Here is a 21,533-nt window from a genome sequence, read left to right on the forward strand (position 1 = left end):
AAATCGGATAGTTCTGACGTTCCTCGCCGTTGAGGATTGTGCGCACGGATAAAGCTGCGGGATCGAGATCGGTGGCGATGGCCGGACCGAACGGGCCGAAGCCATCGAAACCCTTGGCGCGGGTCCACTGCGCGAAGGTCGGGTCCTTGTTGAGGATGTCGATGGCGGTGATATCGTTGACGCAGGTGTAGCCGAAGATCGCCGCTGCGGCTTCCTCGTCTGAAGCGTTCAGGCAGGTCTTGCCGATGACGATGCCGAGCTCACCTTCATAGACCACTTTTCCGGCGTAGGATGCGGGCTTGCAGATCGTGGTGCCTGGATCCGCGAAGGACGCAGGGTTCTTGAGAAAATACAGCGGCTCCGGCGGAACCGGCGAACTAATTTTTTCAGCCAGTTTATAAAAATTGTTCCAGAGCCCGATCATCTTGCTCGGTTCGGCGGGCCGCAACAACGTCACCGAGGAAAGCGGCAGTTTCTGCGATGTTGCTTCGGGCGCCGAGAACATCGAGCCGCGATGCACGGTAATCGTCGCGCTCTCGAGAGTTCCGAAACCCGTCTCGCCTTCATGCTCAAACCGAATCCAAAGCGTCATCTCATCCCCTTGCGCTGCTCTTATCGGCATTGCTTGCCGTATCGTCGTTAAGTCTACCCGCCGGGAGGCACAGGACAGCCTCCGGATCAATTGACTTTTTAGTGAGGTACATGGCACCAACACGCATGCCTGTCAGCTCATTTGCGTATACCTGCTGAAGCTCTCCGCTAAAAGTTGGTCCACGCGGCGGCGTCGCTTGCGGTGAAACGCGTGCGGTCGCCTTAAGCGCTGACGGCTCGGTCAAGACCGCTTCGCTGCGGGAAAAAACGATGGTCCAAGAGGACCTTGGGAGACGACGATGAGTAAGGCGCTGGACGGGGTCCGCATTCTCGATTTCACGCATGTGCAGTCGGGTCCGACCTGCACGCAGCTGCTCGGGTGGTTCGGCGCCGACGTCATCAAAGTCGAGCGCCCCGGCGTCGGCGATATCACGCGCGGCCAGCTGCGCGACATCCCGAAGGTCGACAGCCTCTATTTCACGATGCTGAACCACAACAAGCGCTCCATCACGCTCGACACCAAGAACCCGAAGGGCAAGGACGTGCTCGAAGGCCTGATCAAGGCCTGCGACGTCCTCGTCGAAAACTTTGGGCCCGGCGTGCTCGACCGCATGGGCTTCAGCTGGACGAAAATCCAGGCGTTGAACCCCCGTTTGATCGTCGCCTCGATCAAAGGCTTTGGCCCTGGTCCGTACGAAGACTGCAAGGTCTACGAAAACGTCGCGCAATGCGCCGGCGGCGCGGCATCGACCACGGGCTTCGAGGAAGGCCCGCCGGTCGTCACCGGCGCGCAGATCGGCGACTCCGGCTCGGGGCTGCACCTCGCGCTCGGCATCGTCACCGCCCTGTTCCAACGCACCAGCACCGGCCGCGGCCAGCGCGTCAGCGTCTCGATGCAGGACGGCGTGCTCAACCTTTGCCGGGTCAAGCTGCGCGACCAGCAGCGCATGGCGCATGGGCCGATGAAAGAATATCCGCAGTTCGGCGAGGGCAAACCCTTCGGCGAGGCCGTGCCGCGCGCCGGCAACGCGTCCGGCGGCGGCCAGCCCGGCTGGATCCTGAAGTGCAAGGGCTACGAGCACGACCACAACGCCTACATCTACTTCATCACCCAGGCGCCGGTGTGGACGAAGATCTGCGACGTGATCGACAAGCCGGAATGGAAGACCGATCCGAACTTCGCTACGCCCGAAGCGCGCCTCGACAAGCTGACCTTCATCTTCGACACGATCGAGGGCTGGACCAAGACCAAGACCAAGTTCGAGGTCATGGCGATCTGCAATCCGCTCGACATTCCCTGCGGCCCGATCCTGTCGATGAAGGAACTCGCCGAAGAGCCCGCGCTGCGCGCGACGGGCACCGTGGTCGAGGTCGATCATCCCGAGCGCGGCGCCTATCTCACCGTCGGCAATCCGATCAAGATGTCGGACAGCAAGACCGAGGTGACGCGTTCGCCGCTGCTCGGCGAGCACACCGACGAGATCCTGAGCGACGTTCTCAAGTACGACGCCAAGGAAATCGCCGCGATCCACGATTCCGGAGCGCTTGCACCACCGCTCCGCCAGGCTGCCGAATAGTTTTATGCCACACTGAACCGCGCCGCTCAACGAGCGCGGTCAAAGGGAGAGCAACGCATGCGCGACGCGGTCCTTCCGCCCGACGTCCAACCTGTGTCCAGCGTCCGCTGGGTGCAGCTCGTCATCGGCATCGTCTGCATGGCGATGATCGCCAACCTGCAGTACGGCTGGACCTTGTTCGTCGATCCGATCGGGGCCCGTCATGGCTGGACGCGTGAGGCGATCCAGCTCGCCTTCACAATTTTTGTGGTGACGGAGACGTGGCTGGTGCCGATCGAGGCCTGGTTCGTCGACCGTTATGGCCCGCGTGTCGTACTGGTGTTCGGCGCTGTGATGATCGCGCTCGCCTGGGTCATCAATGCGAAAGCCGGCTCCCTGGGGATGTTGTATTTCGGTGCCGTCGTCGGCGGCATCGGGGCGGGCTCGGTCTACGGGACCTGCGTCGGCAACGCGCTGAAATGGTTTCCCGACCGCCGCGGCCTCGCCGCAGGCGCGACGGCGGCGGGCTTCGGCGCCGGCGCCGCGCTGACCGTCGTCCCGATCGCCGCGATGATCAAGGCCAGCGGGTACGAGCAGGCGTTCCTCACCTTCGGTCTCGGCCAGGGCGCCGTCGTGCTGGTGCTGTCGATGTTCCTGAGACGCCCGACGCACACGGTCAAGGCCGCGAAGAAGCGCCTTGCCATTCCGCAGACGTCAGGCGCTTTCGAGCCGAAGTTCGTCATCCGCCAGCCGGTCTTCTGGGTGATGTACGCCACCTTCGTGATGGTCGCCGCCGGCGGCCTGATGACCGCGGCGCAGATCGCCCCGATCGCCAAGGACTTCAAGATCGCCGGCGCGCCGGTCAGCCTGCTCGGCTTCGAGATGGCGGCATTGACCTTCGCGATCTCGCTCGACCGCATTCTCGACGGTTTTGGGCGCCCCTTCTTCGGTTTCGTCTCCGACAAGATCGGCCGCGAGCATACGATGTTCATCGCCTTCACCATCGCGGCGCTGATGCTGATGACGCTCGCCATGTACGGACGCGAGCCCATCGTCTTCGTGCTGGCCTCGGCGGTATTCTTCGGCGTCTTCGGCGAGATTTACAGCCTGTTTCCCGCGACCTGCGGCGACACGTTTGGCGCCAAATATGCCGCCACCAATGCCGGCATGCTGTACACCGCCAAGGGCACGGCGGCGTTGCTCGTTCCGCTCGCCAGCGTTTTGGCGGCAGCCCAGGGGTGGTATGCCGTGTTCCTGGTTGCAGTATGCCTCAACATCGGCGCTGCCTTGACGGCTCTGATCGTGCTGAAGCCAATGCGGCTTGCCTTCATCAATCGCACGCAGCCCGCCGCGGCTGCGCTGCCCGTCGGGACGACCGAACTCGCCTGACACTGTTTTTTCCGGCGGCTCTTCCGCCTTCCATAGGATCGGTGATGAAAATCTGCATCTACGGCGCCGGCGCGATCGGCGGCTACATGGCTGTCATGCTGAAGCGCGGCGGCGCCGACGTCTCCTTGATCGCGCGCGGGGCGCACCTCGCGGCGATCCAGAAAGACGGGCTACAGCTCAAGATCGGCGCCGAGACGCTGCAGGCGAACGTCCGCGCCTCAAACGATCCGAAGGAACTGGGCCCGCAGGACTGCGTCATCATCGGTCTCAAGGCCTACCAGGCCTGGGAGATGGCGGAGGCGATGCAACCGCTGCTCGGGCCGGAGACGATGGTGGTCACCGCACAGAACGGCGTACCATGGTGGTATTTTTACGGCCTCGAAGGCGCCAACAAGAACCGCCGCCTCGCCAGCGTCGATCCCGGCGACCGGCAGTGGAATGCCATCGGCCCGGAGCGTGTCATCGGCTGCACCGTCTATCCTGCGACCGAACTCGTCGGCCCCGGCGTGATCCAGCACACCTATGGCGACCAGTTCGGCCTCGGCGAGCCGAACAACCAGAAGACCGAACGTCTCGCGCGTCTCGTCGACGTGTTCACCACAGGCAATCTCAAGCCGCGCCTGTTCGACGATATCCGCGACGACATCTGGGTCAAACTGTGGGGCAACCTCAGCTTCAACCCGATCTCCGCGCTCACCCGCGCGACGCTCGACATCGTCGCCACCGATCCCGGCACCCGCGCTTTGTCGCGGCTGATGATGCTGGAGGCGCAGACCATCGGCGAACGCTTGGGCGTCAAATTCCGCGTCGACGTCGACCGCCGCATCAACGGCGCCGCCAAGGTCGGCGCGCACAAGACCTCGATGCTGCAGGACCTGGAGCGCGGGCGCCCGCTGGAGATCGACGCGCTGGTCACCGCGGTGCAGGAGCTCGGCCGCGCCGTCGACGTGGCGACGCCGCATATCGACAGCGTGCTCGGCCTCGTTCAGCAGCTCGGCCGCAGCCAAAAGCTGTATCCGACCTTTCCGGACGCGATGCCCGAGCCGATCGCCAAGGCGTCGTAGCATTGCCGCAACGGCACTGTCGTTTCGCAGCAACGCTGACTCCGGAACGAAGCGGGTGCCAATAATGCAACCGTGAATAGATGGATTGCACGCGATATTCCGGCTGAAGCTGGGGACGGCGCCGAGCCTGTCGCAACCGCGCCGCGTGGTGTTGCGTGTGGCGTTTTTGTTTCCCGCTCGTGTGGAGCGCGGCCACGGCCACGCTCGGCATGTCTGCGCCACCGGCATCGGCCGGCGGCTTCCTGATGCCCGAGGGTCAGGGCCAGATCATTGCCGGCGGCGGCTACATCGAGGCGTCGCGCTCGTTCAACCAATTCGGCAAAAGCGTTCCGACACCAACGTACCGCAAAGCCGCGATCAGCGGTTTCGCGGAATACGGTTTGACGCCCTCGCTGACGATCATCGCGGCGCCGACGGCAGCCCGGATGCAAGCGGGATCGTCCGGCAACGCCTATAGCGGATCCGATGAAAGTGCATTCGGCGCCCGCTTGAAGCTCTGGGGCACGGCGACGCGAACGCTCGCGTTCCAGGCTTTGGTGGAGCCACCCCTGGGGCGAAGCAATCCGGCGACGGAGGTTTCGCTCGGCGGTCCGCATGCGTTCGCCGCCGATCTTCGCCTTCAGTGGGGTGAAAGCCTGTCCGTGTTTGGCACGCCCGGGTTTCTGTCGCTTGAGCCCGGCGCCCGGCTTCGCGGCGGCGGCTGGCCCGACGAAGCCCGCTTCGATATCGGCTTCGGCCTCCGCCCCACGCCACGCAGCCTGATCCTCCTGCAAGGCTTTGCCAGTTCGGCCGCAAGCGCCGGACCGCTGATCCCGCGCACCGCCTATGCCAAGCTTCAGCTGAGCTACGTCTACGACCTCTCGCCCAAATGGTCGGTGCAGGTCGGCGCGCTGCGAACGCTGGCCGGCACCGACGCCGCGCGGGAAACCGGCCCCTTCGTCGGGCTCTGGTATCGCTTCTGACGGACGCCGTCCGTTCGTCCGGGCCTCCACCCGATCAATAGTCATGTCACTCTGCTATCATGATCCTGGAGGCGTCGCCCCGCTCGTGCGGCGGGGAGACCAACGGAAAGAGCGAGGTCATCCCATGATCGGCATCATTCTCGCGGGCGGCCTCGCCAGCCGCATGGGCGGCGGCGACAAGGGCCTGAGAACGGTCGGCGGCGTGCCGATCCTCGATCGCGTCATCGCGACGATGCGGCTGCAGTGCGACAAGCTCGTCATCAATGCCAACGGCGACACCGATCGCCTGGCGCATTATGGATTGCCGGTGATCTCCGACGACCTTGCCGACAACCCGGGACCGCTGGCCGGCGTGCTCGCCGGGCTCGACTGGGTCGCCAAAACCTATCCCAACAAGCCCTTCGCCGTGACCGCACCCACCGACACGCCGTTCCTGCCGAAGGATTTCGTGGCCCGCCTGCAGGATGTCCGCGTCGAGGACCGTGCGCTGATCGTCTGCGCCCGCTCCGGCGGATCGAGCCATCCGGTGGCGACGCTGTGGTCGGTGTCGCTGCGCCACGATCTGCGCAAGGCGCTGGCGGTCGAAGGCCTGCGCAAGGTCGGCGCCTTCCTCGATCGCCACCCCGTCGCCTATGCGGACTGGCCGGTGCATCCCTACGACCCGTTCTTCAACGCCAACGCGCCGGATGATCTGGTGGCGGCGGAGGCAATCGCGGGCCAAGGGCACCGCTAGGGCTCGGGATCGCCTTTTCGTATCACGAAGCGCAGCATGTCCGCCTCGACGCCCTGCGCCTCCAACACATCGCCGCTCTCGCGCAGGCAATGCGGGATGTCGATCGCGGCGAGCGGGTCGGTGCACAGCACTTCCAGCCGCGCGCCGGGCGCCATGCCGCGTAGGGCCTTGCGCGTGCGCAGCACCGGCATCGGGCATTTGAGGCCGCGCAGGTCGAGCGTCGGAATCGGGCTTTCCGGCGGGGGTGCGAAGGCCATGCACAGGCTGCTATAGACCCGGGATCGCAAGAGCAAGACTCCGGCGCGCGACGTCCGGAGCGAGGGATATCGATGACCCGATCGCACGAGAGTCTCGTGGCCGCGCAGTTCGGCGCCCACGCGCAGGCCTATGTCGAAAGCAAAGACCATGCGCAAGGCGCCGACCTCGAGCGGCTGGCGGCTCTCGTCGCGGCGCGGCCGCCCGGCCGCGTGCTGGACCTCGGCTGCGGCGGCGGCCATGTCAGCTTCACGCTCGCGCCACACGCCCGCGAGATTGTGGCCTATGATCTGTCGCCGGACATGCTTGCCGCCGTGGCCGGCGTCGCCGCCGACCGCGGGCTGCGCAACATCGTCACCGAATGCGGTGCGGCTGAGGCCCTGCCCTTTCCCGACGAAAGCTTCGATGTCGTGGCGAGCCGCTACAGCGCCCATCATTGGCGTGATCTCGCGGCCGGCCTCGCCGGCATCCGACGGGTGTTGAAGCCGGATGGTATGGCGATCATCATGGATGTCGTGTCGCCCGGCGAGGCGCTGCGCGATACGTTCCTGCAGAGCGTCGAGCTGCTGCGCGATCCGACCCACGTCCGCGACTATGCGCCGGACGAGTGGATCCGCGCCCTGCGCGCAGCGGGCCTGCATCCGATGGCGCCCGTACCGGCAAGGCTTCGCCTGCATTTTGCCACCTGGATCGCCCGCAGCGGGACCCCCGACGTCCAGGTCCAGGCGATCCTTGCTCTGCAGGGGCACATGCCGAAACCGGTCACCGACCATTTCGCGTTCGAGCCGGATGGCACCATGACCGTCGACACGATGATGATCGAGGCCACGCGCGAGGCCGTCGCATGAAGGTCATCGGGCTCTCCGGCTGGAGCGGTGCCGGCAAGACGACGCTGATCGTCAAGCTGATTCCGGTGCTGAAGGCACGCGGCCTGAGCGTCTCGACGATCAAGCATGCGCATCACAACTTCGACGTGGACAAGCCGGGCAAGGACAGTTTCGAGCACCGCCAATCCGGCGCCCAGGAGGTGCTGATTTCCTCGGCCAATCGCTGGGCCTTGATGCACGAGTTGCGCGGCGATCCCGAGCCCGACCTCGACGGCCTGCTTCAGCATCTGTCCCTGGTCGATCTCGTGCTTGTCGAGGGCTTCAAGCACGACCGGCACGCGAAAATCGAGATTCATCGTGTCGGCAACGGCAAACCGTTCCTGTTTCCCGACGATCCGAGCATCGCCGCCTTGGTGAGCGACGCGCCGCCGCCCTTCATCACGCTGCCGACAGCGTACCTCGATGATGTGGCGAGCGTCGCGGATCTGATCGTGGCTCAGGCTCTCCCGGTCGCCGAGACGCGGGACCGGCTAGCGCACGGCATCGAAGCGCAACGTTCGAAGGTTTGAAGCCTACCTTTATTCGACCGACGTCAAACGACTTCCGAAGTGCCGGCCCTTCGCGATGATCGCTGCGCTCAGTTCCGCCACCGGGGCCCGCGAGGCGCCTCCGCCGCGTAACAGGATGAAATCCACTTCCCCCAGGGGCGGCAGGCGATTGCTTCCCTCGATCTCCACCAGACCATCCGGAATAAGCGAGCGCGACAGCGGCGTGATGCCGAGGCCGGCCTTGGCGGCGGACACTAGGCCTGTCAGGCTGTCGCTGGTGCAAGCGATGCGCCACGGCACATTGGCGTGCTGCAGGGCCGACAAGGCGATGGAGCGGGTAATGCTCGGCGGCGGATAGAGGATGAGCTGGATCGGTTCGTTCTGCAACTGATCGGCCCCGCGTGCGGCAGCCCATGCCATGCGATCGCGCCACACCACCTGACCGCGTTCTTCCCCCGACCAGCGCTTGCACAGCACGACATCGAGATCGCCGGCCTCGTAGCGGCTGATCAGGGTGCTGCTCAGCGCGATGGTGAATTCGAGGTCGATCTCGGGATGATCCTGGGTAAAACCCTTGAGGACGGACGGCAGCCAGCTCACGACGAGATCTTCGGATGCGCCGAAGCGCACCTTGCCGCGCAGCTTGGTCCCGGCAAAAAAACGCTCCGCCCGCTCGCTGGTCTCGATGATCGAGCGCGCGAAGTCGACGAGCGCCTCGCCTTCCGGGGTCATCACGACGGAATGGGTGTCGCGCACGAACAGCTGACGCCCCAGGCATTGCTCCAGACGGCGGATATGGTCGCTCACCGTCGACTGACGCAGTTCCAGCTTCCGGCTCGTCTCGGAAAAGCTATTGCCTTGAGATACCAGAAGAAAGGTTCGTAACAGAACGGGATCTAGCATTGCGGCCTATCGGCTAGGGCGATCGCAGTCATCGGCACGCAGGACGTACCAAGCGAAAGGGCAAACGATCATACTGGCCTTTAGCATGCCCTTTCGATCCAACGAAAGGTGCGGGGATATACAGGGGAGGTTGCCTGACCGCGTAAACTCCGGTCGCACACTCGGCGGGACGGCCAAGATGCCGACGTTGCAACCCTGGGCAACAACTTGAGACTTTCCCGCACGACGAATAAGTCGGCGGGATTTGGCGCAGCATTGCGTAACGTTCGCTGCTTATGCACGCGAGGACAAGCGGCGAGCCAGGCTTATATGCCTTAAGGACAATAGTATCTTCGGCAGAAAGCCCTCTATCTTCTTTGCGCGGCCAATATTCTATGGTGTTGGTGAATTTTTTAGCAGACGAGTGGGGCGTTGATGGAGACGGCGATCAATAAGGTGCCGAGCCAAGGCACCGGGGGGCTGGGCCTGTTCGATCGGACTCGCACCGTGGCGGGGCCGGGCTTCAATCGGTGGTTCGTGCCACCGGCGGCTCTCGCCATCCATCTCTCGATCGGCATGGCCTACGGGCTGAGCGTGTTCTGGCTTCCGCTCAACAAGGCCATCGGGCTGACCAAGCCGATGGCCTGCCCGAATCTCGGCTTTTTCGACTCGCTGACCACCACGACCTGCGACTGGCCAATCAGCAGTCTGCTTCTCACCTTTGAAATCGGCATCGTCTTTCTCGGCCTGTCGGCAGCCGTGTTCGGCGGCTGGCTGGAGCGTGCCGGGCCGCGCAAGGCGGGCGTCGTGTCGGCGCTCTGCTGGGGCGGCGGCTTTCTCATCGGCGCTTACGCCATTTCCATCCATCAGCTCTGGCTACTGTGGCTGGGGCTTGGCGTCATCGGCGGCATCGGGCTCGGCCTCGGTTATATCTCGCCGGTGTCGACGCTGATCAAATGGTTTCCCGACCGCCGCGGCATGGCGACCGGCATGGCGATCATGGGCTTCGGCGGCGGCGCGATGATCGGCTCGCCGCTGGCGAATCTCCTCATCAACAATTTCAAGACGGCCGACGGCGTCGGTGTCTGGCAGTCCTTCGTCGTGCTCGGCCTCATCTATCTCGTCGTCATGCTGATCGGGGCCTTCGGTTACCGGGTGCCGCCGGATGGATGGGAACCGGAGGGCTGGACGGCCACGACGCATAAGAGCGCACTGGTGACGTCGGGCGCCGTGCATCTCAACGACGCGCACAAGACGCTGTCCTTCTGGATGATCTGGGGCGTGCTGTTCCTCAACGTTTCGGCGGGCATCGCGGTGCTGTCGATGGCCTCGCCGATGCTGCAGGAGATCTTTGCCGGCAAGCTGATCGGGGCGCCGGACCTCATCTTCAGCCAGCTCAACGCCGATCAGCTGAAGAGCGTCGCCGGCATTGCCGCCGGCTTCGTCGGCCTGCTCTCTCTGTTCAACATCGGCGGCCGGTTCTTCTGGGCCTCGCTGTCCGACAGGATCGGCCGCAAGGCGACATACTTCGCCTTCTTCGGCCTCGGCATCGCGCTCTACGCCTCGGCCCCGACCTTCGCGCACATGGGCTCCAAGGCCCTGTTCGTCGGCGCCTTCTGCATCATCCTGTCGATGTACGGCGGCGGCTTCGCGACAGTGCCGGCCTACCTCGCCGACATCTTCGGCACCAAGTTCGTCGGCGCCATTCATGGCCGGCTGCTCACCGCATGGTCGGCGGCAGGCATCGTTGGCGCGGAGGTGATCGGGCGAGTCCGCGACGCGCAGATCGCGGCCGGCGTTCCGAAAGCGCAGGTCTACGACAAGACGATGTATATCGTCACGACCTTCCTCATCGTCGGCTTCATCTGCAACGCTTTGGTGCGGCCGGTCCATGCGAAGTGGCTGATGAACGAGGCGGGCGCGCGGCCCGGCGCCGTCGCGGCCCCCGCCGTCAAGCTTAGCGTTGCCGGGAACTATGGGATCGGCAAGGGTTCGCTCAGCGGGGCCGCACTCATTCCCTGGGTGCTGATCGCGATCCCAATCGTCTGGGGCGTGTGGAAGACGCTCGAAGGTGCGGTCCGCATCTTCAGCTGAGGCCTGCAGTCCCGACGGCTATCAATCGTCAGGAAGAGCGTGCGGGGCACGCTCTTCCTTTTGGCCCAGCCTCGCGGCATCGGCCTGCATCAAAGGGTTTAGATCAGCGCCGCAATCTGGTCTTGAGCCGCGTTGATCGCCGCTGCGCGCGCGTCGGGACCGTAGGCGACGCCTTCGGCGCGGATCACGTCGATGGCATCGATACCCAGGAACCCGAAGACAGCCTTGAGATAGGCCTCCTGGAAATCCCGCGACGCATTCGGCGATCCCGGACCGTACAAGCCGCCGCGCGCCGAGACGATGACGACCCGCTTGCCGTGGCACAGGCCCTCCGGGCCCGCCTCGCCGTACTTGAACGTCTTCCCCGCGACGCAGATCAGGTCGACCCAGGCTTTCAGCTGGCTCGGGACGCTGAAATTGTACATGGGCGCGCCGATGACGATGACATCGGACGCGAAGAACTCAGCCAGCAGGGCTTCGCCCGTCTCGAGTTCAAGCTTCTGCGCTGCGGTCGCCACCTCAGGCGTCGCCCCATGCAGGCGCAGCACGGCCGTGTAGTGCTGCAGCGGGGCTTCGACGAGGTTGCGGTAGGCTAGAGTCGCACCGGCATTCGCCGCCAGCAGCTTCTCCGCGACTTGCGCGGTGAGCGGACGCGTGATGGAGGCCTCGCCCGTCACGCTGGAATCAAGATGGAGTATCTTCATGCATTCTCCTCGCGCAGCATTGGGTCTGCTGCAAAGGACTCTATGCACGGCTCGTGACAACCCGTAAGTAGGTACTTTAAAGTAACCGTGAGAGGCAACGTTGCGGCTCGACCAGACCATCGACTCGGGCTGTGCCATGGGCGGCCTGCTCATCACGCTGACCCACCCGTGGACGCTCCACATCATGTGGCTCCTCCACAGCAACGGCCCAATGCGCTTCGGCGCCCTGCGCCGCGGGGTAGCGGGGATCTCGGCCCGGGTGCTGACCGTCCGGCTCCGCACCTTGGAAAAACACGGCTTTGTTACGAGGAGCGTCGCCTCGACGAGCCCACCGGAAGTCACATACAGCCCGACCTCCCGAATCGAGGAGATGGGTGCCATCATGGAACAATTGGGTCAGCTTGCCGCTCGCTGGCAGCGCGACGACGCGCTTCGCGAGCGGCCCGGCACGCCTGCAGGCGAGGCCGCGAGCACCCGCTGAAGAGCTAGTCGGACGAGGCGGGCGCTGGCGCCCGAAAAAACGGCTCCACCCTGCCCTTCAGCTTGACCGTCATGAGATTGCCGGCGCGATCCTTGGCAACGCCCGCGACCAGGCGCACCCAGCCCTCGCTGACGCAATATTCATCGACGTTGGTCTTTTCGACGCCCTCGAAAATGATGCCGATGCCGCGTTCCAGCATCGCCTCGTCATAGAACGGGCTTTTCGGGTTCGTGGCCAAGCGGTCCGGCGGCGTATCGGTCATCGTCGTGGTTCCAGTGAAGGGCGCTGCGGCTGACAGGCCAGAAGCGGCAAGCGGCTCGTATAGAGCGGGTTGCCCGTCCGGCGCAAATTCGCGCTTAGTTGGCGAGGACGGCGGCCCGCATCGGCATCGCGCCGGCGATCAGGGTCTGCGTCACCGGCGGCTTGTACAGTCTGTAGCGCAGCAACTGCGGCATCAGGGCGACGGGCTCGATCGTATCAGGGAGCGGCGTCGCGTGCGCATTCACGATCTCGGCAACCAGCGGCATGGCTTTCGCGGGCTCCGCGTCGGCCACGACCGGTGTCGTCGGGCGACGATGCCGCCGCGCCGGCACCAAGGTCACGTCGAGACCGGCGAAGGCCAGCGCCTCCGGCCGGCTGACATCGCCGAGCGACACGCCCTTCTTCATCAGGGCGGCGAAGATCGCGTTCTGCCCGCCGTCGGAATAGGTGGTGCGCACGGCCGCGCTGCCGTCGGCGACGAGTTCGGTGATCTTCGCCTGCTCGGCGTCGTGGAATGCCTTGGCCACGGCTTCTTTGGCCGGGTCGCTCGACGCCGCAAACGCATATTTTCCGGCGACGACGCTGGTCTGCAAAAGCTCGCCGGTCGATTCGAAACGGTCCGAGCCCTCCTTCAGCTGGGTCCAGAACGCGATGTTCGCATCCGAGCGGTAGAGTGCCATGTTCTTGGCGGTCATGTGGAACGGATAGGCCTGCATCTGGAACGCCGGCTGGCCGCCCTTCAGCGCGTCACGGGCGATGGCGTAGATCTCGCCGACTTCCTTGTCGGTCATCGCGAAACAGCCCATCGACGAGCAGGTGCCATGCACCATGACCGCCGAGCCGGTGGCGCCATGCGCCTTGTCGTAGGCATTGGGAAAACCGGTATCGAACGAGAGATAGTAGTGCGAGTTCGGGTTCATCTGCTTGGGGCCGATGGGATAGAACCCCTCCGGCGTCTGGCGATCACCCGAATGATGCTTTGGGCCAAGCTGGCCGGACCAACGGCAGATCGGAAACGTCTTGATGTAGACGTAGCGGCCCTCGGCGCTGAGCTTCCAGACTTCGAGCTCCGCCTCCTTTTTGTAGGTGCGGATGACGAGCGGCGCAGCTGGCGTCGTATGCTTGGCAGCCATCAGGGCGACGGTCGCGGGCGGGATCGGCGCCAGGCTTTTGGCGACATCGGCGCGGGCGAACGACAGGCCGAGCAGCATCATCGCCGGAAGCAGCGCCGCTCTCGATCCCACCTTCACCCGCATGACCGTCGCGTCCCAGACAGCTGCACCACGCACGAGTTCATGCGTCCCAGCACCATGATCATAACGGCTTGGCCGTCTTGAGGCGAGTCCACCCGGAGCCGACGCGCTGGCTAACGGCTGGCGACCGGCCAGGCCGCACGAAGCGGCGGCGAGCCCGCGATGCGCTCGCCGAGGAGCGCAACCCCCAGCGCGTAGGCCGTCGAGTTGTTATAGCTCTTGATGACCTTGAAGTTGTGGGTCACCAGGAAATGCGGGCCGTCGGGACCGGCCGGCACCAGCAGCGACGCCTCGCCATGCTCCGGCATCGGACCGCCGTCGGCGCGGCGAAAGCCTTCCCGCGCCCAGGCGGAAAACGGCCGCAGCCTGGCGTTGGTCCCGTCGCCCTCGCGTGGCGCGACGACTTCGTAACCCCAGGTCTCCCCGGCGATCCAGCCGTGTTTCTTCAGAAAATAAGCCGTCGAGCCGAGCGCCGTCGGAATGCTGCGCCAGATGTCCTTGCGACCGCTGCCCTCGAAATCGATGGCGTAGCGCTTGAACGCCGAAGGCATGAACTGCGTCTGCCCCATCGCGCCGGCCCAGGATCCCTGCATCGCCTGCGCGGTGATGTGCCCCTGCTGCAGGATATCGAGGGCATCCAGCAGTTCCTTGCGGAAATAGTCGCCGCGGTAGCGGGCGTAGGCCAGGGTCGCGAGGCAGCGGATGGTCGAGAGGTCGCCGGGGTTCTTGCCGAAGTTGGTTTCAAGGCCCCAGACGCCAAGGACGATGTAGGGATCGACGCCAAAGCTTGCGTCTGCCTTTTCGAGGGTCGCCTTCCAGTCTTTCGCCCGCGCCTGTCCCGTCTCGATGCGGCTCGCCGACACGGCGCTGGCGAGGTAGACGGCAATCGGCTTGACGAATTCGGCCTGCTTCTTGGTCTTGGCGAGCACGGCATCGTCCGGCGTCACGTCGGCGAAGGCGCGGTCGAAAGTGTCCCGACTGACGCCGCGCTTGTGCGCCTGGCTCCAGAGTCCGTCGACGAAGCCGCGAAAGCCTTCGGCGGCGTGGCCTGAGGTCGGGCGCATCACCCAGAAGCTCGCCGCCGCAAAAATCGCGACGATCACGAGAACCCGGAAGATCTGGCCCAGGTCGGCTGCAGGCCGCCGCAGCCGGTCGTCCGTGGTCACGAGGCTGAGGCGAGAAAGCGATATCGTGCTCATCAAGGCTCCACGCGATGTCCTGACGGCAGCGGTCAAGTCCTGCCGCAAATCGGACGTCGCACAAGGCTAGGACGCAAACCTTTCAGAAGCATTAACCTTTACATTTTGTTAAAGTGGCTGGGTCGTGCGATTGGCGGCTCCGGGCCGTGGCACGGCGCCCGGGCGGCATGTTCAACCTCTGTCGATCGGGCCGCGATCAAAGAGCTTCCTTGATCGTTGGACCGGTGTAGTGAGGGGGCGTGCTAAGCGATGGCCTGCCGCTTGCTTCGTTTGAGGCAGGCGGTCCGCAGGATCGGCGAACGGCACGATAGAGGAGCAGCCAGGTTGGCACGAGCGCGCGGTTACGACGAGATGACCCTCGATGACGGCGCAATCCGCACCGCCTACGAGCGGATCGCCAAGTGGCTTGCCGAAGCGCCGAAGGATCTGCTGGCCTCCCGCCACAGCCATGCCGAGCTGATGTTCCGCCGCATCGGCATCACCTTCAACGTCTACGGTGACAAGGATGCCTCCGAGCGTCTCATCCCGTTCGACATCATTCCACGGGTGATCCAGCGCACCGAGTGGGTGCAACTCGAAGCCGGCCTGGTCCAGCGCGTCAACGCGCTCAACCGCTTCCTCTGCGACATTTACGGCGCGCAGGAGATCGTCAGAGCCGGCATCCTGCCGCGCGATATCGTCGAGACAAACCCCTATTACAACAAGGCGATGATCGGCCAGAAGGTGCCGCACGACGTCTACGTGCATATCGCCGGCATCGACGTGGTGCGCATCGACGCCAATGATTTCTACGTGCTCGAGGACAACGTGCGCACGCCGTCCGGCGTGTCCTACATGCTCGAGAATCGCGAAGTGATGATGCGGCTGGCGCCGGACCTCTTCGCCGATCACCGCGTCGCGCCCGTCGAAAACTATCCCGACGCGCTGCTGGCGGCCTTGCGCTCGGTCACCCCGACCGACGGCCATGAACCGGCGTGCGCCCTGCTGACGCCGGGGCCGTTCAACAGCGCCTATTACGAGCACTCGTTTCTCGCCGACAAGCTCGGGATCGAACTGGTCGAGGGTCGCGATCTCATCGTCGAGAACGACACGGTCTTCATGCGCACCACCGAGGGACCGCGCCGCGTCGACGTGATCTACCGCCGCATCGACGATGATTTCATCGACCCCGAAGCCTTCAACCCGACGAGCATGCTCGGCGTGCCCGGCCTGATGCGCGCCTACAAGGCCGGCAACGTCACCATCGCCAACGCGGTCGGCACCGGCATCGCCGACGACAAGGCGATCTACACCTACATGCCCGAGATCATCGAGTTCTACCTCGGGGAAAAGCCGCTTTTGAAGAACGTCCCGACGTGGCGCTGCCGCGACCCGGACTCGCTGAAATACGTGCTCGAGCACCTGCCCGAACTGGTGGTGAAAGAGGTCAACGGCTCCGGCGGCTACGGCATGCTGGTCGGGCCGCATGCGAGCAGCGCGCAGATCGCGGAATTCGCCGCCAAGCTGAAGGACGATCCGGGCAACTTCATCGCCCAGCCGACGCTGGCGCTGTCGACCTGCCCGACCTTCTTCGACACCGGCATCGGCCCGCGCCATGTCGACCTGCGTCCCTTCGTGTTGTCGGGCGCCAACGGGGTGCGGGTGGTGCCGGGCGGTCTCACCCGCGTCGCCCTCAAGGAGGGGTCGCTGGTGGTGAATTCCAGCCAGGGCGGCGGCACCAAGGATACCTGGATCGTCGACGACGGCTACACCAACGGCAACGGCTTCCAGACCCAGAGCCAATCGCAGGGATTGGGCTTCGGTCAGAGCCAGTCCCAAAGTTTTGGCCAAAACCAGCGCCAGTCCTGATCACATCCCAAGAGGATCGCAATGCTCTCTCGCACCGCCGACAACCTCTACTGGCTGTCGCGCTACATGGAACGCGCCGATTTTCTCGCGCGCATCGTTCAAGCCACGCAGCGCCTGACCAGCCTGCCCGTCGATTACGGCCAACCGCGCCAAGGCACGGAATGGGAGAGTGCGCTTGCCTCGGCAGGCGTCGAAGAGGCCTTCCTCAAGACCGGCGCGCCGATGGACGAGGCCAGCGTCGTGGAATATCTGACCTTCTCGGTCGATAATCCCTCGTCGATCCGCAACTGCATCGAATATGCCCGCGCCAATGCTCGTTCGGTGCGCACCGCGCTCACCATCGAGATGTGGGAGGCGATCAACTCAGCCTGGTTCGAACTCAAACGGTTCGAGCAGATCAACATCGGCCGCAGCCGCTTCGATCGCGAGGAACTCACCCGCTTCCTCGACTTCGTGAAGAAGATGTCGCTGGATTTCGACGGCTGCGCCTACCGCACCATGCTGCGCAACGATGCCTATTGGTTCTCGCGGCTCGGCGTCTACCTAGAGCGCGCCGACAACACTGCGCGTATCCTCGACGTGAAGTACCATGTGCTGTTGCCGGAGAGCGAAGCCATCGGCGGTTCGCTCGACTATTTTCAATGGACCGCCATTTTGCGTGCGGTGTCGGCGCATACCGCCTACCACTGGGTCTATCGCCAGAGCATCAAGCCCTGGCTCGTCGCGGACCTGCTGATTTTGAAGATGGAAATGCCGCGCTCGCTCATCGCCTGCTACGACAACATCGTCTACTTCCTCGATGCGCTCGGCCGGGCTTACGGCATACAGGGCGCCTCGCAGCGCCACGCCCGCAACGTGATGGAGCGGCTGCAGACGGCGACCACAAGGGAAATCTTCCAGAGCGGCCTGCACGAGTTCATCACCACATTCGTGGAAGACAATAGTCGGCTGGGCGAGACGATCAGCGCGCAGTATCTGGTAATTTGAGCAACGAGTTCATCCGGCCGGCTTCGCGAGCGCAGCGAAGCCATCCCAGGACAGCGTGACACCGTGCCGGAAGAAACAACGGCTCTGGATTGCTTTGCTGCGCCTGCAACGACCGGCCACTATCGAATAATTAACTCTGATTTTCATGACTTCGTTTACCAAGCAATCGGCGTTATCAAGTCCATAACCATGCCAAAGTTTTAAAGGTTACACTTAAAAAATATGCTTTATCATGGCTCCATTGCAGTACGGTGCGTGGGGCGTTGGTGATGTCAGCTCGGTTGCTTACTCGTGTGTCGCTCATCATGCTCGGCGTCGCGGCGATGCCCTATGCGGCTTACGCCGACGGTCTGGTCATCCCAGGCTACGGCCAGCGCGAAGCCGATCGCGACCAGGCCCTCCCTTATCGCGCCGCGGTGTTTCCGCCGCAGCAGCACGGCATTCTCGGCCAGCCCGTGCCGCCGCCGGATCTCTACGCCCGGCCGACCTATCGCCAAACGCCCTTCCCGCCGGAGCCCGGCCGCTATGGCGGCGGCTTCATCGAGATGCTAATGACGGGCGAAACCGATGGCCCGCCGCGGCGTGCCCCGGCGCCGGTTTATGCTCCGGCCGCCTACGCGCAGCCTGCGCCGGCCCTCGTCTACGCGCCGCAGAGGGCCAACCTGCCGCAGGCCGGGCTGCCCGACTATACGCCGCAGCCGCCGGCCTATTACGGTTCGCATCCCGAAGCGCAGGCGGTGCCGCAGCAGCAGGCCTATGCCCAGCAAGCTTACGCGCAACAGACCTATGCGCCGCAGAACGCGGCCTACGATCCGCTCGCCAACGATCCGGGACTCGCAAGCCGGCCGATCAACCCGATCTACCAGCGCCAGGACGTCGCCTATGAGGGTCACGAACGGCCCGGCACGATCATCATCGATACGCCCGAAAAATTCCTGTTTCTGGTGCAGCCCGGCGGCCGCGCGCTGCGCTACGGCATCGGCGTCGGCCGGCCGGGCTTCGCCTGGGCCGGCGTCAAGACGATCAGCCGTAAGGCCGAATGGCCCGGCTGGACGCCACCGCCGGAAATGGTCCTGCGCCGCCCCGACCTGCCGCGCCACATGGACGGCGGCCCGGCCAACCCGCTGGGCGCCCGGGCGCTGTATCTCGGCTCGTCGCTATACCGGATCCACGGCACCAACGAGCCCTACACGATCGGCACCAACGTCTCGTCGGGCTGCATCCGGATGATGAACGAGGATGTCGTCGACCTCTACGGCCGTGTCGGCGTCGGCACCCGCGTCATCGTGATGTAGCGCCCCCTCATTGCGAGGCGGACGACAACGAAAAGCCGGCAACTCGCGAGAGCCGCCGGCTTTTTTCTAGAAGATCGCCGGTTAGACGTCGGAGCTGTAGTCGCCCGCGTCCTGGGCGTCGTCCTGGTCCTGGTCGGCATCCTGCTGATAGTCGGCGGCCGTGCCGCCGCCACCGGCGTCCGATCCATAATAATTGTTGGTGATCGTCTCGCCGCCACCGCCGAAACCGCCACCCATGCCCGGCACGCCGGAGGCGATGCCGAGGCCGTTATTGCTGCCGCCGAACAATCCCTTGATCGAGTCCGCCAGGAGCACACCGCCGGCAACGCCCGCCGCCGCGCCGAGCGCGCCATGCAAGAAGCCGCCGCCGCTCGCCTGCTGCGGCTGGCCGCCCCAGGGGCCGCCCTGCTGCGGCTGCGGCGCATAACCACCCTGAGGCGGATAACCCTGCTGCTGGCCGCCCTGGTTCCACGGGCTCCGCTGCTGTGGCTGTGCACCGCCACCGCCGAACAGCGAGCCGATGCCGGACAGAAAGCCGCCGCTGCCGGGCTGCTGCGCGGAACCGCCCTGCTGCATTTGCTGAAGCTCGGACTCGAGCTGCTGCAGCCTGTCGTTGGCGGCGCGCAGCGCCTGATCCTGGACGATCACGGTCTGCGAGAGGAGGTACGGCGCATAGGGCTGCTGACGGACGTTGTCGTTGATGAAGGCCTCCGCCTCGCGATCCCGGGTGTTGCCGGACGCGCTGCGCATGCGATCGAACAGGCCTTGCAGAAGCTGGCGCTCTTCGGGGGACATGGTCTTCTCCAGAAATAAACGCGGATTGGTCCGCGCCAAAGATATGGGGCGCCGTTTGCGGCGTTGAAAGGGCGCAACCTTGCGTCCAGCCCCCCGCCACTCGTAAGACACGCCCGGAAACGAGGCGATGATGACTGACATAGAGACGAAACGGGCCGAAGCGCGATTGCCGCGCGGTCTTGGCGACCGCGGCCCGGAAGACATTGCCGCCACCCACCGCATGCTGGAGGCGATCCGCCAGACCTACGAACTCTACGGGTTCGAAGCGGTGGAGACGCCGCTCATCGAGTTCACCGACGCGCTCGGCAAGTTTCTGCCCGACCTCGACCGGCCCAACGAAGGCGTCTTCTCCTTCAAGGACGACGACGAACAGTGGCTGAGCCTGCGCTACGATCTCACCGCCCCACTCGCCCGCTATGTCGCGGAAAACTTCGACAGGCTCCCGAAGCCGTACCGCTCGTTCCGCGCCGGCATGGTGTTCCGCAACGAAAAGCCCGGCCCCGGCCGCTTCCGCCAATTCATGCAGTTCGATGCCGACACCGTCGGCTCGGCCAGCGTCGCGGCGGATGCCGAGATGTGCATGATGGCAGCGGACACGCTGGAAGCGCTCGGCATCAAGCGCGGCGACTATGTCATCAAGGTCAACAACCGCAAGGTGTTGGACGGTGTGATGGAAGCCATCGGCCTTGGCGGGCCGGAGAATGCCGGGCGGCGGCTGATCGTGCTGCGGGCGATGGACAAGTTCGACAAGTTCGGCGTCGACGGCGTGCGACTGCTGCTCGGCACCGGCCGCAAGGACGAGTCGGGCGATTTCACCAAGGGCGCGGGGCTGGATGCGGCGCAGGCCGACAAGGTGCTGGCGATCCTCGACGCCAAGGGCGCGGACAACCACGCCACCGTCGACAAGCTGGCCGCGGCGTTCGGTGACTCGCCACGTGGCCATGAGGGCACCGAGGAGCTGCGCGCGATCGCCGATCTCGTCGCCGGCTACGGCGCCCGCATCAGCATCGATCCCGCGATCGTCCGCGGGTTGGAATATTACACCGGCCCGGTCTTCGAGGCCGAACTGACCTTCGAGGTCACCGGCGACGACGGCAAGCCGATCCGCTTCGGCTCGGTCGGCGGCGGCGGCCGCTACGACGGGCTCGTCGGCCGCTTCCGCGGCGAAGACGTCCCGGCAACCGGCTTCTCCATCGGCGTCAGCCGGCTGTTTTCGGCGCTGAAGGCGATCAAGTCGCCCCTCGTCGCCGGCAGCGCCCATCGCGGGCCGGTGGTCGTGCTGGTCTTGGACAAGCCCGAAATCGCCCGCTACCAAGCTTTGGTCACGCAGCTGCGCTCCGCCGGTATCGCCGCCGAACTCTACCTCGGCCAGTCCGGCATGAACGCGCAGCTGAAATATGCCGACAAGCGCAAGGCGATCTGCGCGGTGATCCAGGGCTCCAACGAGCGCGACCATGCCGACGGCCCGCAGGTGGTGGTGCGCGACCTCGTGCTCGGCCTGGAGCTGGCGAAATCGACCAAGGACCGCGCCGACTACATCGAGTTGCGCGCCAAGGCGCAGAGCGCGGTGGCGGAGACCGATCTGGTCGCCAAAGTCCGAGAGGTGCTGGGACGGCATACGTAGCCATCTCAATAGCCCTCATGGTGAGGAGCACCCGCAGGGTGCGTCTCGAACCACGAGGGCGGTCCCAAATCCCTCGTCCTTCGATACGCAGGCTGCGCCTGCTCCTCAGGATGAGGGCGTTGTGGTGCGGTCGATCCCGCCCTCTTCACCCTCTCATCCGAATCCCGTCGCACTGCGGCGCCGCT

At 64.9% G+C, this 21,533-nt stretch carries 21 protein-coding genes; 13 read left to right on the forward strand and 8 right to left on the reverse strand.

Annotated elements, in window-relative coordinates:
* Positions 1-592 (reverse strand): fumarylacetoacetate hydrolase family protein (locus tag GSQ79_RS20500; RefSeq protein ID WP_158810613.1); only part of this gene is annotated, 592 nt, incomplete at its 3' end.
* 298 nt (positions 593-890) lie between these two features.
* Here GSQ79_RS20500 and frc point away from each other — a divergent pair.
* From frc to mobA, 5 genes are all read left to right on the forward strand, one after another.
* Entirely contained in the window at positions 891-2,168 is a 1,278-nt protein-coding gene (frc, locus tag GSQ79_RS20505; RefSeq protein ID WP_158810549.1) for a formyl-CoA transferase, read from the forward strand.
* A 57-nt stretch (positions 2,169-2,225) separates the two neighbouring features.
* Positions 2,226-3,536, forward strand: a complete 1,311-nt coding sequence (gene oxlT / locus GSQ79_RS20510) for an oxalate/formate MFS antiporter (RefSeq protein ID WP_158810551.1) — start codon at positions 2,226-2,228, stop codon at positions 3,534-3,536.
* A gap of 44 nt (positions 3,537-3,580) precedes the next feature.
* Positions 3,581-4,600: a 2-dehydropantoate 2-reductase gene (locus GSQ79_RS20515; protein WP_158810553.1), complete on the forward strand. Its 1,020-nt coding sequence runs from the start codon at positions 3,581-3,583 to the stop codon at positions 4,598-4,600.
* A 209-nt stretch (positions 4,601-4,809) separates the two neighbouring features.
* Complete coding sequence (locus tag GSQ79_RS20520) at positions 4,810-5,562, forward strand: hypothetical protein (protein WP_158810554.1); 753 nt, start codon at positions 4,810-4,812, stop codon at positions 5,560-5,562.
* Between the two features lie 124 nt (positions 5,563-5,686).
* A complete protein-coding gene (gene mobA / locus GSQ79_RS20525) occupies positions 5,687-6,295 on the forward strand; it encodes a molybdenum cofactor guanylyltransferase MobA (protein WP_158810556.1) in 609 nt (202 codons plus the stop codon).
* Here the strand turns inward: mobA and GSQ79_RS20530 are convergent.
* Positions 6,292-6,552, reverse strand: a complete 261-nt coding sequence (locus GSQ79_RS20530; protein WP_158810558.1) for a sulfurtransferase TusA family protein — start codon at positions 6,550-6,552, stop codon at positions 6,292-6,294. The two genes, mobA and GSQ79_RS20530, sit on opposite strands and share 4 nt — an antisense overlap.
* A gap of 72 nt (positions 6,553-6,624) precedes the next feature.
* On the opposite strand from GSQ79_RS20530, the gene GSQ79_RS20535 reads away from it, so the two are divergent.
* Positions 6,625-7,398 (forward strand): class I SAM-dependent methyltransferase, encoded by a 774-nt coding sequence (locus GSQ79_RS20535; RefSeq protein WP_158810560.1) that lies wholly within the window; start codon positions 6,625-6,627, stop codon positions 7,396-7,398.
* Positions 7,395-7,946: a molybdopterin-guanine dinucleotide biosynthesis protein B gene (gene mobB / locus GSQ79_RS20540; protein ID WP_158810562.1), complete on the forward strand. Its 552-nt coding sequence runs from the start codon at positions 7,395-7,397 to the stop codon at positions 7,944-7,946. The genes GSQ79_RS20535 and mobB overlap by 4 nt, the downstream gene beginning before the upstream one ends.
* A 9-nt stretch (positions 7,947-7,955) precedes the next feature.
* Here the strand turns inward: mobB and GSQ79_RS20545 are convergent, their stop codons facing one another.
* Positions 7,956-8,828 (reverse strand): LysR family transcriptional regulator, encoded by an 873-nt coding sequence (locus GSQ79_RS20545; protein ID WP_158810564.1) that lies wholly within the window; start codon positions 8,826-8,828, stop codon positions 7,956-7,958.
* A 414-nt stretch (positions 8,829-9,242) separates the two neighbouring features.
* Between GSQ79_RS20545 and GSQ79_RS20550 the strand changes: the two genes are divergently transcribed.
* Positions 9,243-10,901, forward strand: coding sequence for an OFA family MFS transporter (locus GSQ79_RS20550; RefSeq protein WP_158810615.1), 1,659 nt, complete (start codon positions 9,243-9,245; stop codon positions 10,899-10,901).
* Between the two features lie 98 nt (positions 10,902-10,999).
* Here GSQ79_RS20550 and GSQ79_RS20555 read toward each other — a convergent pair whose 3' ends face one another.
* Positions 11,000-11,605, reverse strand: a complete 606-nt coding sequence (locus GSQ79_RS20555) for an FMN-dependent NADH-azoreductase (protein WP_158810566.1) — start codon at positions 11,603-11,605, stop codon at positions 11,000-11,002.
* A gap of 100 nt (positions 11,606-11,705) precedes the next feature.
* Here GSQ79_RS20555 and GSQ79_RS20560 point away from each other — a divergent pair, with 100 nt between their 5' ends.
* Positions 11,706-12,086, forward strand: coding sequence for a helix-turn-helix domain-containing protein (locus GSQ79_RS20560; RefSeq protein ID WP_158810568.1), 381 nt, complete (start codon positions 11,706-11,708; stop codon positions 12,084-12,086).
* A 4-nt stretch (positions 12,087-12,090) separates the two neighbouring features.
* Here GSQ79_RS20560 and GSQ79_RS20565 read toward each other — a convergent pair whose 3' ends face one another.
* The 3 genes from GSQ79_RS20565 to GSQ79_RS20575 form a co-directional block, all read right to left on the reverse strand.
* The gene (locus tag GSQ79_RS20565) at positions 12,091-12,348 is read right to left on the reverse strand and encodes a DUF3297 family protein (protein WP_158810570.1); all 258 of its coding nucleotides are present in this window, start codon (positions 12,346-12,348) and stop codon (positions 12,091-12,093) included.
* Positions 12,349-12,442: 94 nt separating this feature from the next.
* Entirely contained in the window at positions 12,443-13,561 is a 1,119-nt protein-coding gene (locus tag GSQ79_RS20570; RefSeq protein ID WP_246725474.1) for a murein L,D-transpeptidase family protein, read from the reverse strand.
* A 152-nt stretch (positions 13,562-13,713) separates the two neighbouring features.
* The gene (locus GSQ79_RS20575; RefSeq protein ID WP_158810572.1) at positions 13,714-14,799 is read right to left on the reverse strand and encodes a lytic transglycosylase domain-containing protein; all 1,086 of its coding nucleotides are present in this window, start codon (positions 14,797-14,799) and stop codon (positions 13,714-13,716) included.
* A 351-nt stretch (positions 14,800-15,150) separates the two neighbouring features.
* On the opposite strand from GSQ79_RS20575, the gene GSQ79_RS20580 reads away from it, so the two are divergent.
* From GSQ79_RS20580 to GSQ79_RS20590, 3 genes are all read left to right on the forward strand, one after another.
* Positions 15,151-16,647: a circularly permuted type 2 ATP-grasp protein gene (locus tag GSQ79_RS20580; protein ID WP_158810619.1), complete on the forward strand. Its 1,497-nt coding sequence runs from the start codon at positions 15,151-15,153 to the stop codon at positions 16,645-16,647.
* Positions 16,648-16,668: 21 nt separating this feature from the next.
* Positions 16,669-17,634 (forward strand): alpha-E domain-containing protein, encoded by a 966-nt coding sequence (locus GSQ79_RS20585; protein ID WP_158810574.1) that lies wholly within the window; start codon positions 16,669-16,671, stop codon positions 17,632-17,634.
* A 545-nt stretch (positions 17,635-18,179) separates the two neighbouring features.
* Positions 18,180-18,929, forward strand: a complete 750-nt coding sequence (locus GSQ79_RS20590; RefSeq protein ID WP_174243251.1) for a L,D-transpeptidase — start codon at positions 18,180-18,182, stop codon at positions 18,927-18,929.
* Positions 18,930-19,010: 81 nt separating this feature from the next.
* On the opposite strand, the gene GSQ79_RS20595 is transcribed toward GSQ79_RS20590, so the two are convergent.
* Complete coding sequence (locus GSQ79_RS20595) at positions 19,011-19,724, reverse strand: DUF2076 domain-containing protein (protein WP_158810576.1); 714 nt, start codon at positions 19,722-19,724, stop codon at positions 19,011-19,013.
* 130 nt (positions 19,725-19,854) lie between these two features.
* On the opposite strand from GSQ79_RS20595, the gene hisS reads away from it, so the two are divergent.
* Entirely contained in the window at positions 19,855-21,348 is a 1,494-nt protein-coding gene (gene hisS / locus GSQ79_RS20600; protein WP_158810578.1) for a histidine--tRNA ligase, read from the forward strand.
* Positions 21,349-21,533 lie beyond the last annotated feature (185 nt).

The sequence above is a fragment of the Beijerinckia sp. L45 genome, assembly GCF_009765775.1.
Lineage (GTDB): Bacteria > Pseudomonadota > Alphaproteobacteria > Rhizobiales > Beijerinckiaceae > RH-AL1.

What these genes read in the sequence shown, in the direction of transcription:
- frc (WP_158810549.1), top strand. Translation starts at nt 891, where the DNA reads ATGAGTAAGGCGCTGGACGGGGTCCGCATTCTCGATTTCACGCATGTG.
- oxlT (WP_158810551.1), top strand. Translation starts at nt 2,226, where the DNA reads ATGCGCGACGCGGTCCTTCCGCCCGACGTCCAACCTGTGTCCAGCGTC.
- GSQ79_RS20515 (WP_158810553.1), top strand. Translation starts at nt 3,581, where the DNA reads ATGAAAATCTGCATCTACGGCGCCGGCGCGATCGGCGGCTACATGGCT.
- GSQ79_RS20520 (WP_158810554.1), top strand. Translation starts at nt 4,810, where the DNA reads ATGTCTGCGCCACCGGCATCGGCCGGCGGCTTCCTGATGCCCGAGGGT.
- mobA (WP_158810556.1), top strand. Translation starts at nt 5,687, where the DNA reads ATGATCGGCATCATTCTCGCGGGCGGCCTCGCCAGCCGCATGGGCGGC.
- GSQ79_RS20530 (WP_158810558.1), bottom strand. Translation starts at nt 6,552, where the DNA reads ATGGCCTTCGCACCCCCGCCGGAAAGCCCGATTCCGACGCTCGACCTG.
- GSQ79_RS20535 (WP_158810560.1), top strand. Translation starts at nt 6,625, where the DNA reads ATGACCCGATCGCACGAGAGTCTCGTGGCCGCGCAGTTCGGCGCCCAC.
- mobB (WP_158810562.1), top strand. Translation starts at nt 7,395, where the DNA reads ATGAAGGTCATCGGGCTCTCCGGCTGGAGCGGTGCCGGCAAGACGACG.
- GSQ79_RS20545 (WP_158810564.1), bottom strand. Translation starts at nt 8,828, where the DNA reads ATGCTAGATCCCGTTCTGTTACGAACCTTTCTTCTGGTATCTCAAGGC.
- GSQ79_RS20550 (WP_158810615.1), top strand. Translation starts at nt 9,243, where the DNA reads ATGGAGACGGCGATCAATAAGGTGCCGAGCCAAGGCACCGGGGGGCTG.
- GSQ79_RS20555 (WP_158810566.1), bottom strand. Translation starts at nt 11,605, where the DNA reads ATGAAGATACTCCATCTTGATTCCAGCGTGACGGGCGAGGCCTCCATC.
- GSQ79_RS20565 (WP_158810570.1), bottom strand. Translation starts at nt 12,348, where the DNA reads ATGACCGATACGCCGCCGGACCGCTTGGCCACGAACCCGAAAAGCCCG.
- GSQ79_RS20570 (WP_246725474.1), bottom strand. Translation starts at nt 13,561, where the DNA reads ATGATGCTGCTCGGCCTGTCGTTCGCCCGCGCCGATGTCGCCAAAAGC.
- GSQ79_RS20575 (WP_158810572.1), bottom strand. Translation starts at nt 14,799, where the DNA reads ATGAGCACGATATCGCTTTCTCGCCTCAGCCTCGTGACCACGGACGAC.
- GSQ79_RS20580 (WP_158810619.1), top strand. Translation starts at nt 15,151, where the DNA reads ATGACCCTCGATGACGGCGCAATCCGCACCGCCTACGAGCGGATCGCC.
- GSQ79_RS20585 (WP_158810574.1), top strand. Translation starts at nt 16,669, where the DNA reads ATGCTCTCTCGCACCGCCGACAACCTCTACTGGCTGTCGCGCTACATG.
- GSQ79_RS20590 (WP_174243251.1), top strand. Translation starts at nt 18,180, where the DNA reads ATGCTAATGACGGGCGAAACCGATGGCCCGCCGCGGCGTGCCCCGGCG.
- GSQ79_RS20595 (WP_158810576.1), bottom strand. Translation starts at nt 19,724, where the DNA reads ATGTCCCCCGAAGAGCGCCAGCTTCTGCAAGGCCTGTTCGATCGCATG.
- hisS (WP_158810578.1), top strand. Translation starts at nt 19,855, where the DNA reads ATGACTGACATAGAGACGAAACGGGCCGAAGCGCGATTGCCGCGCGGT.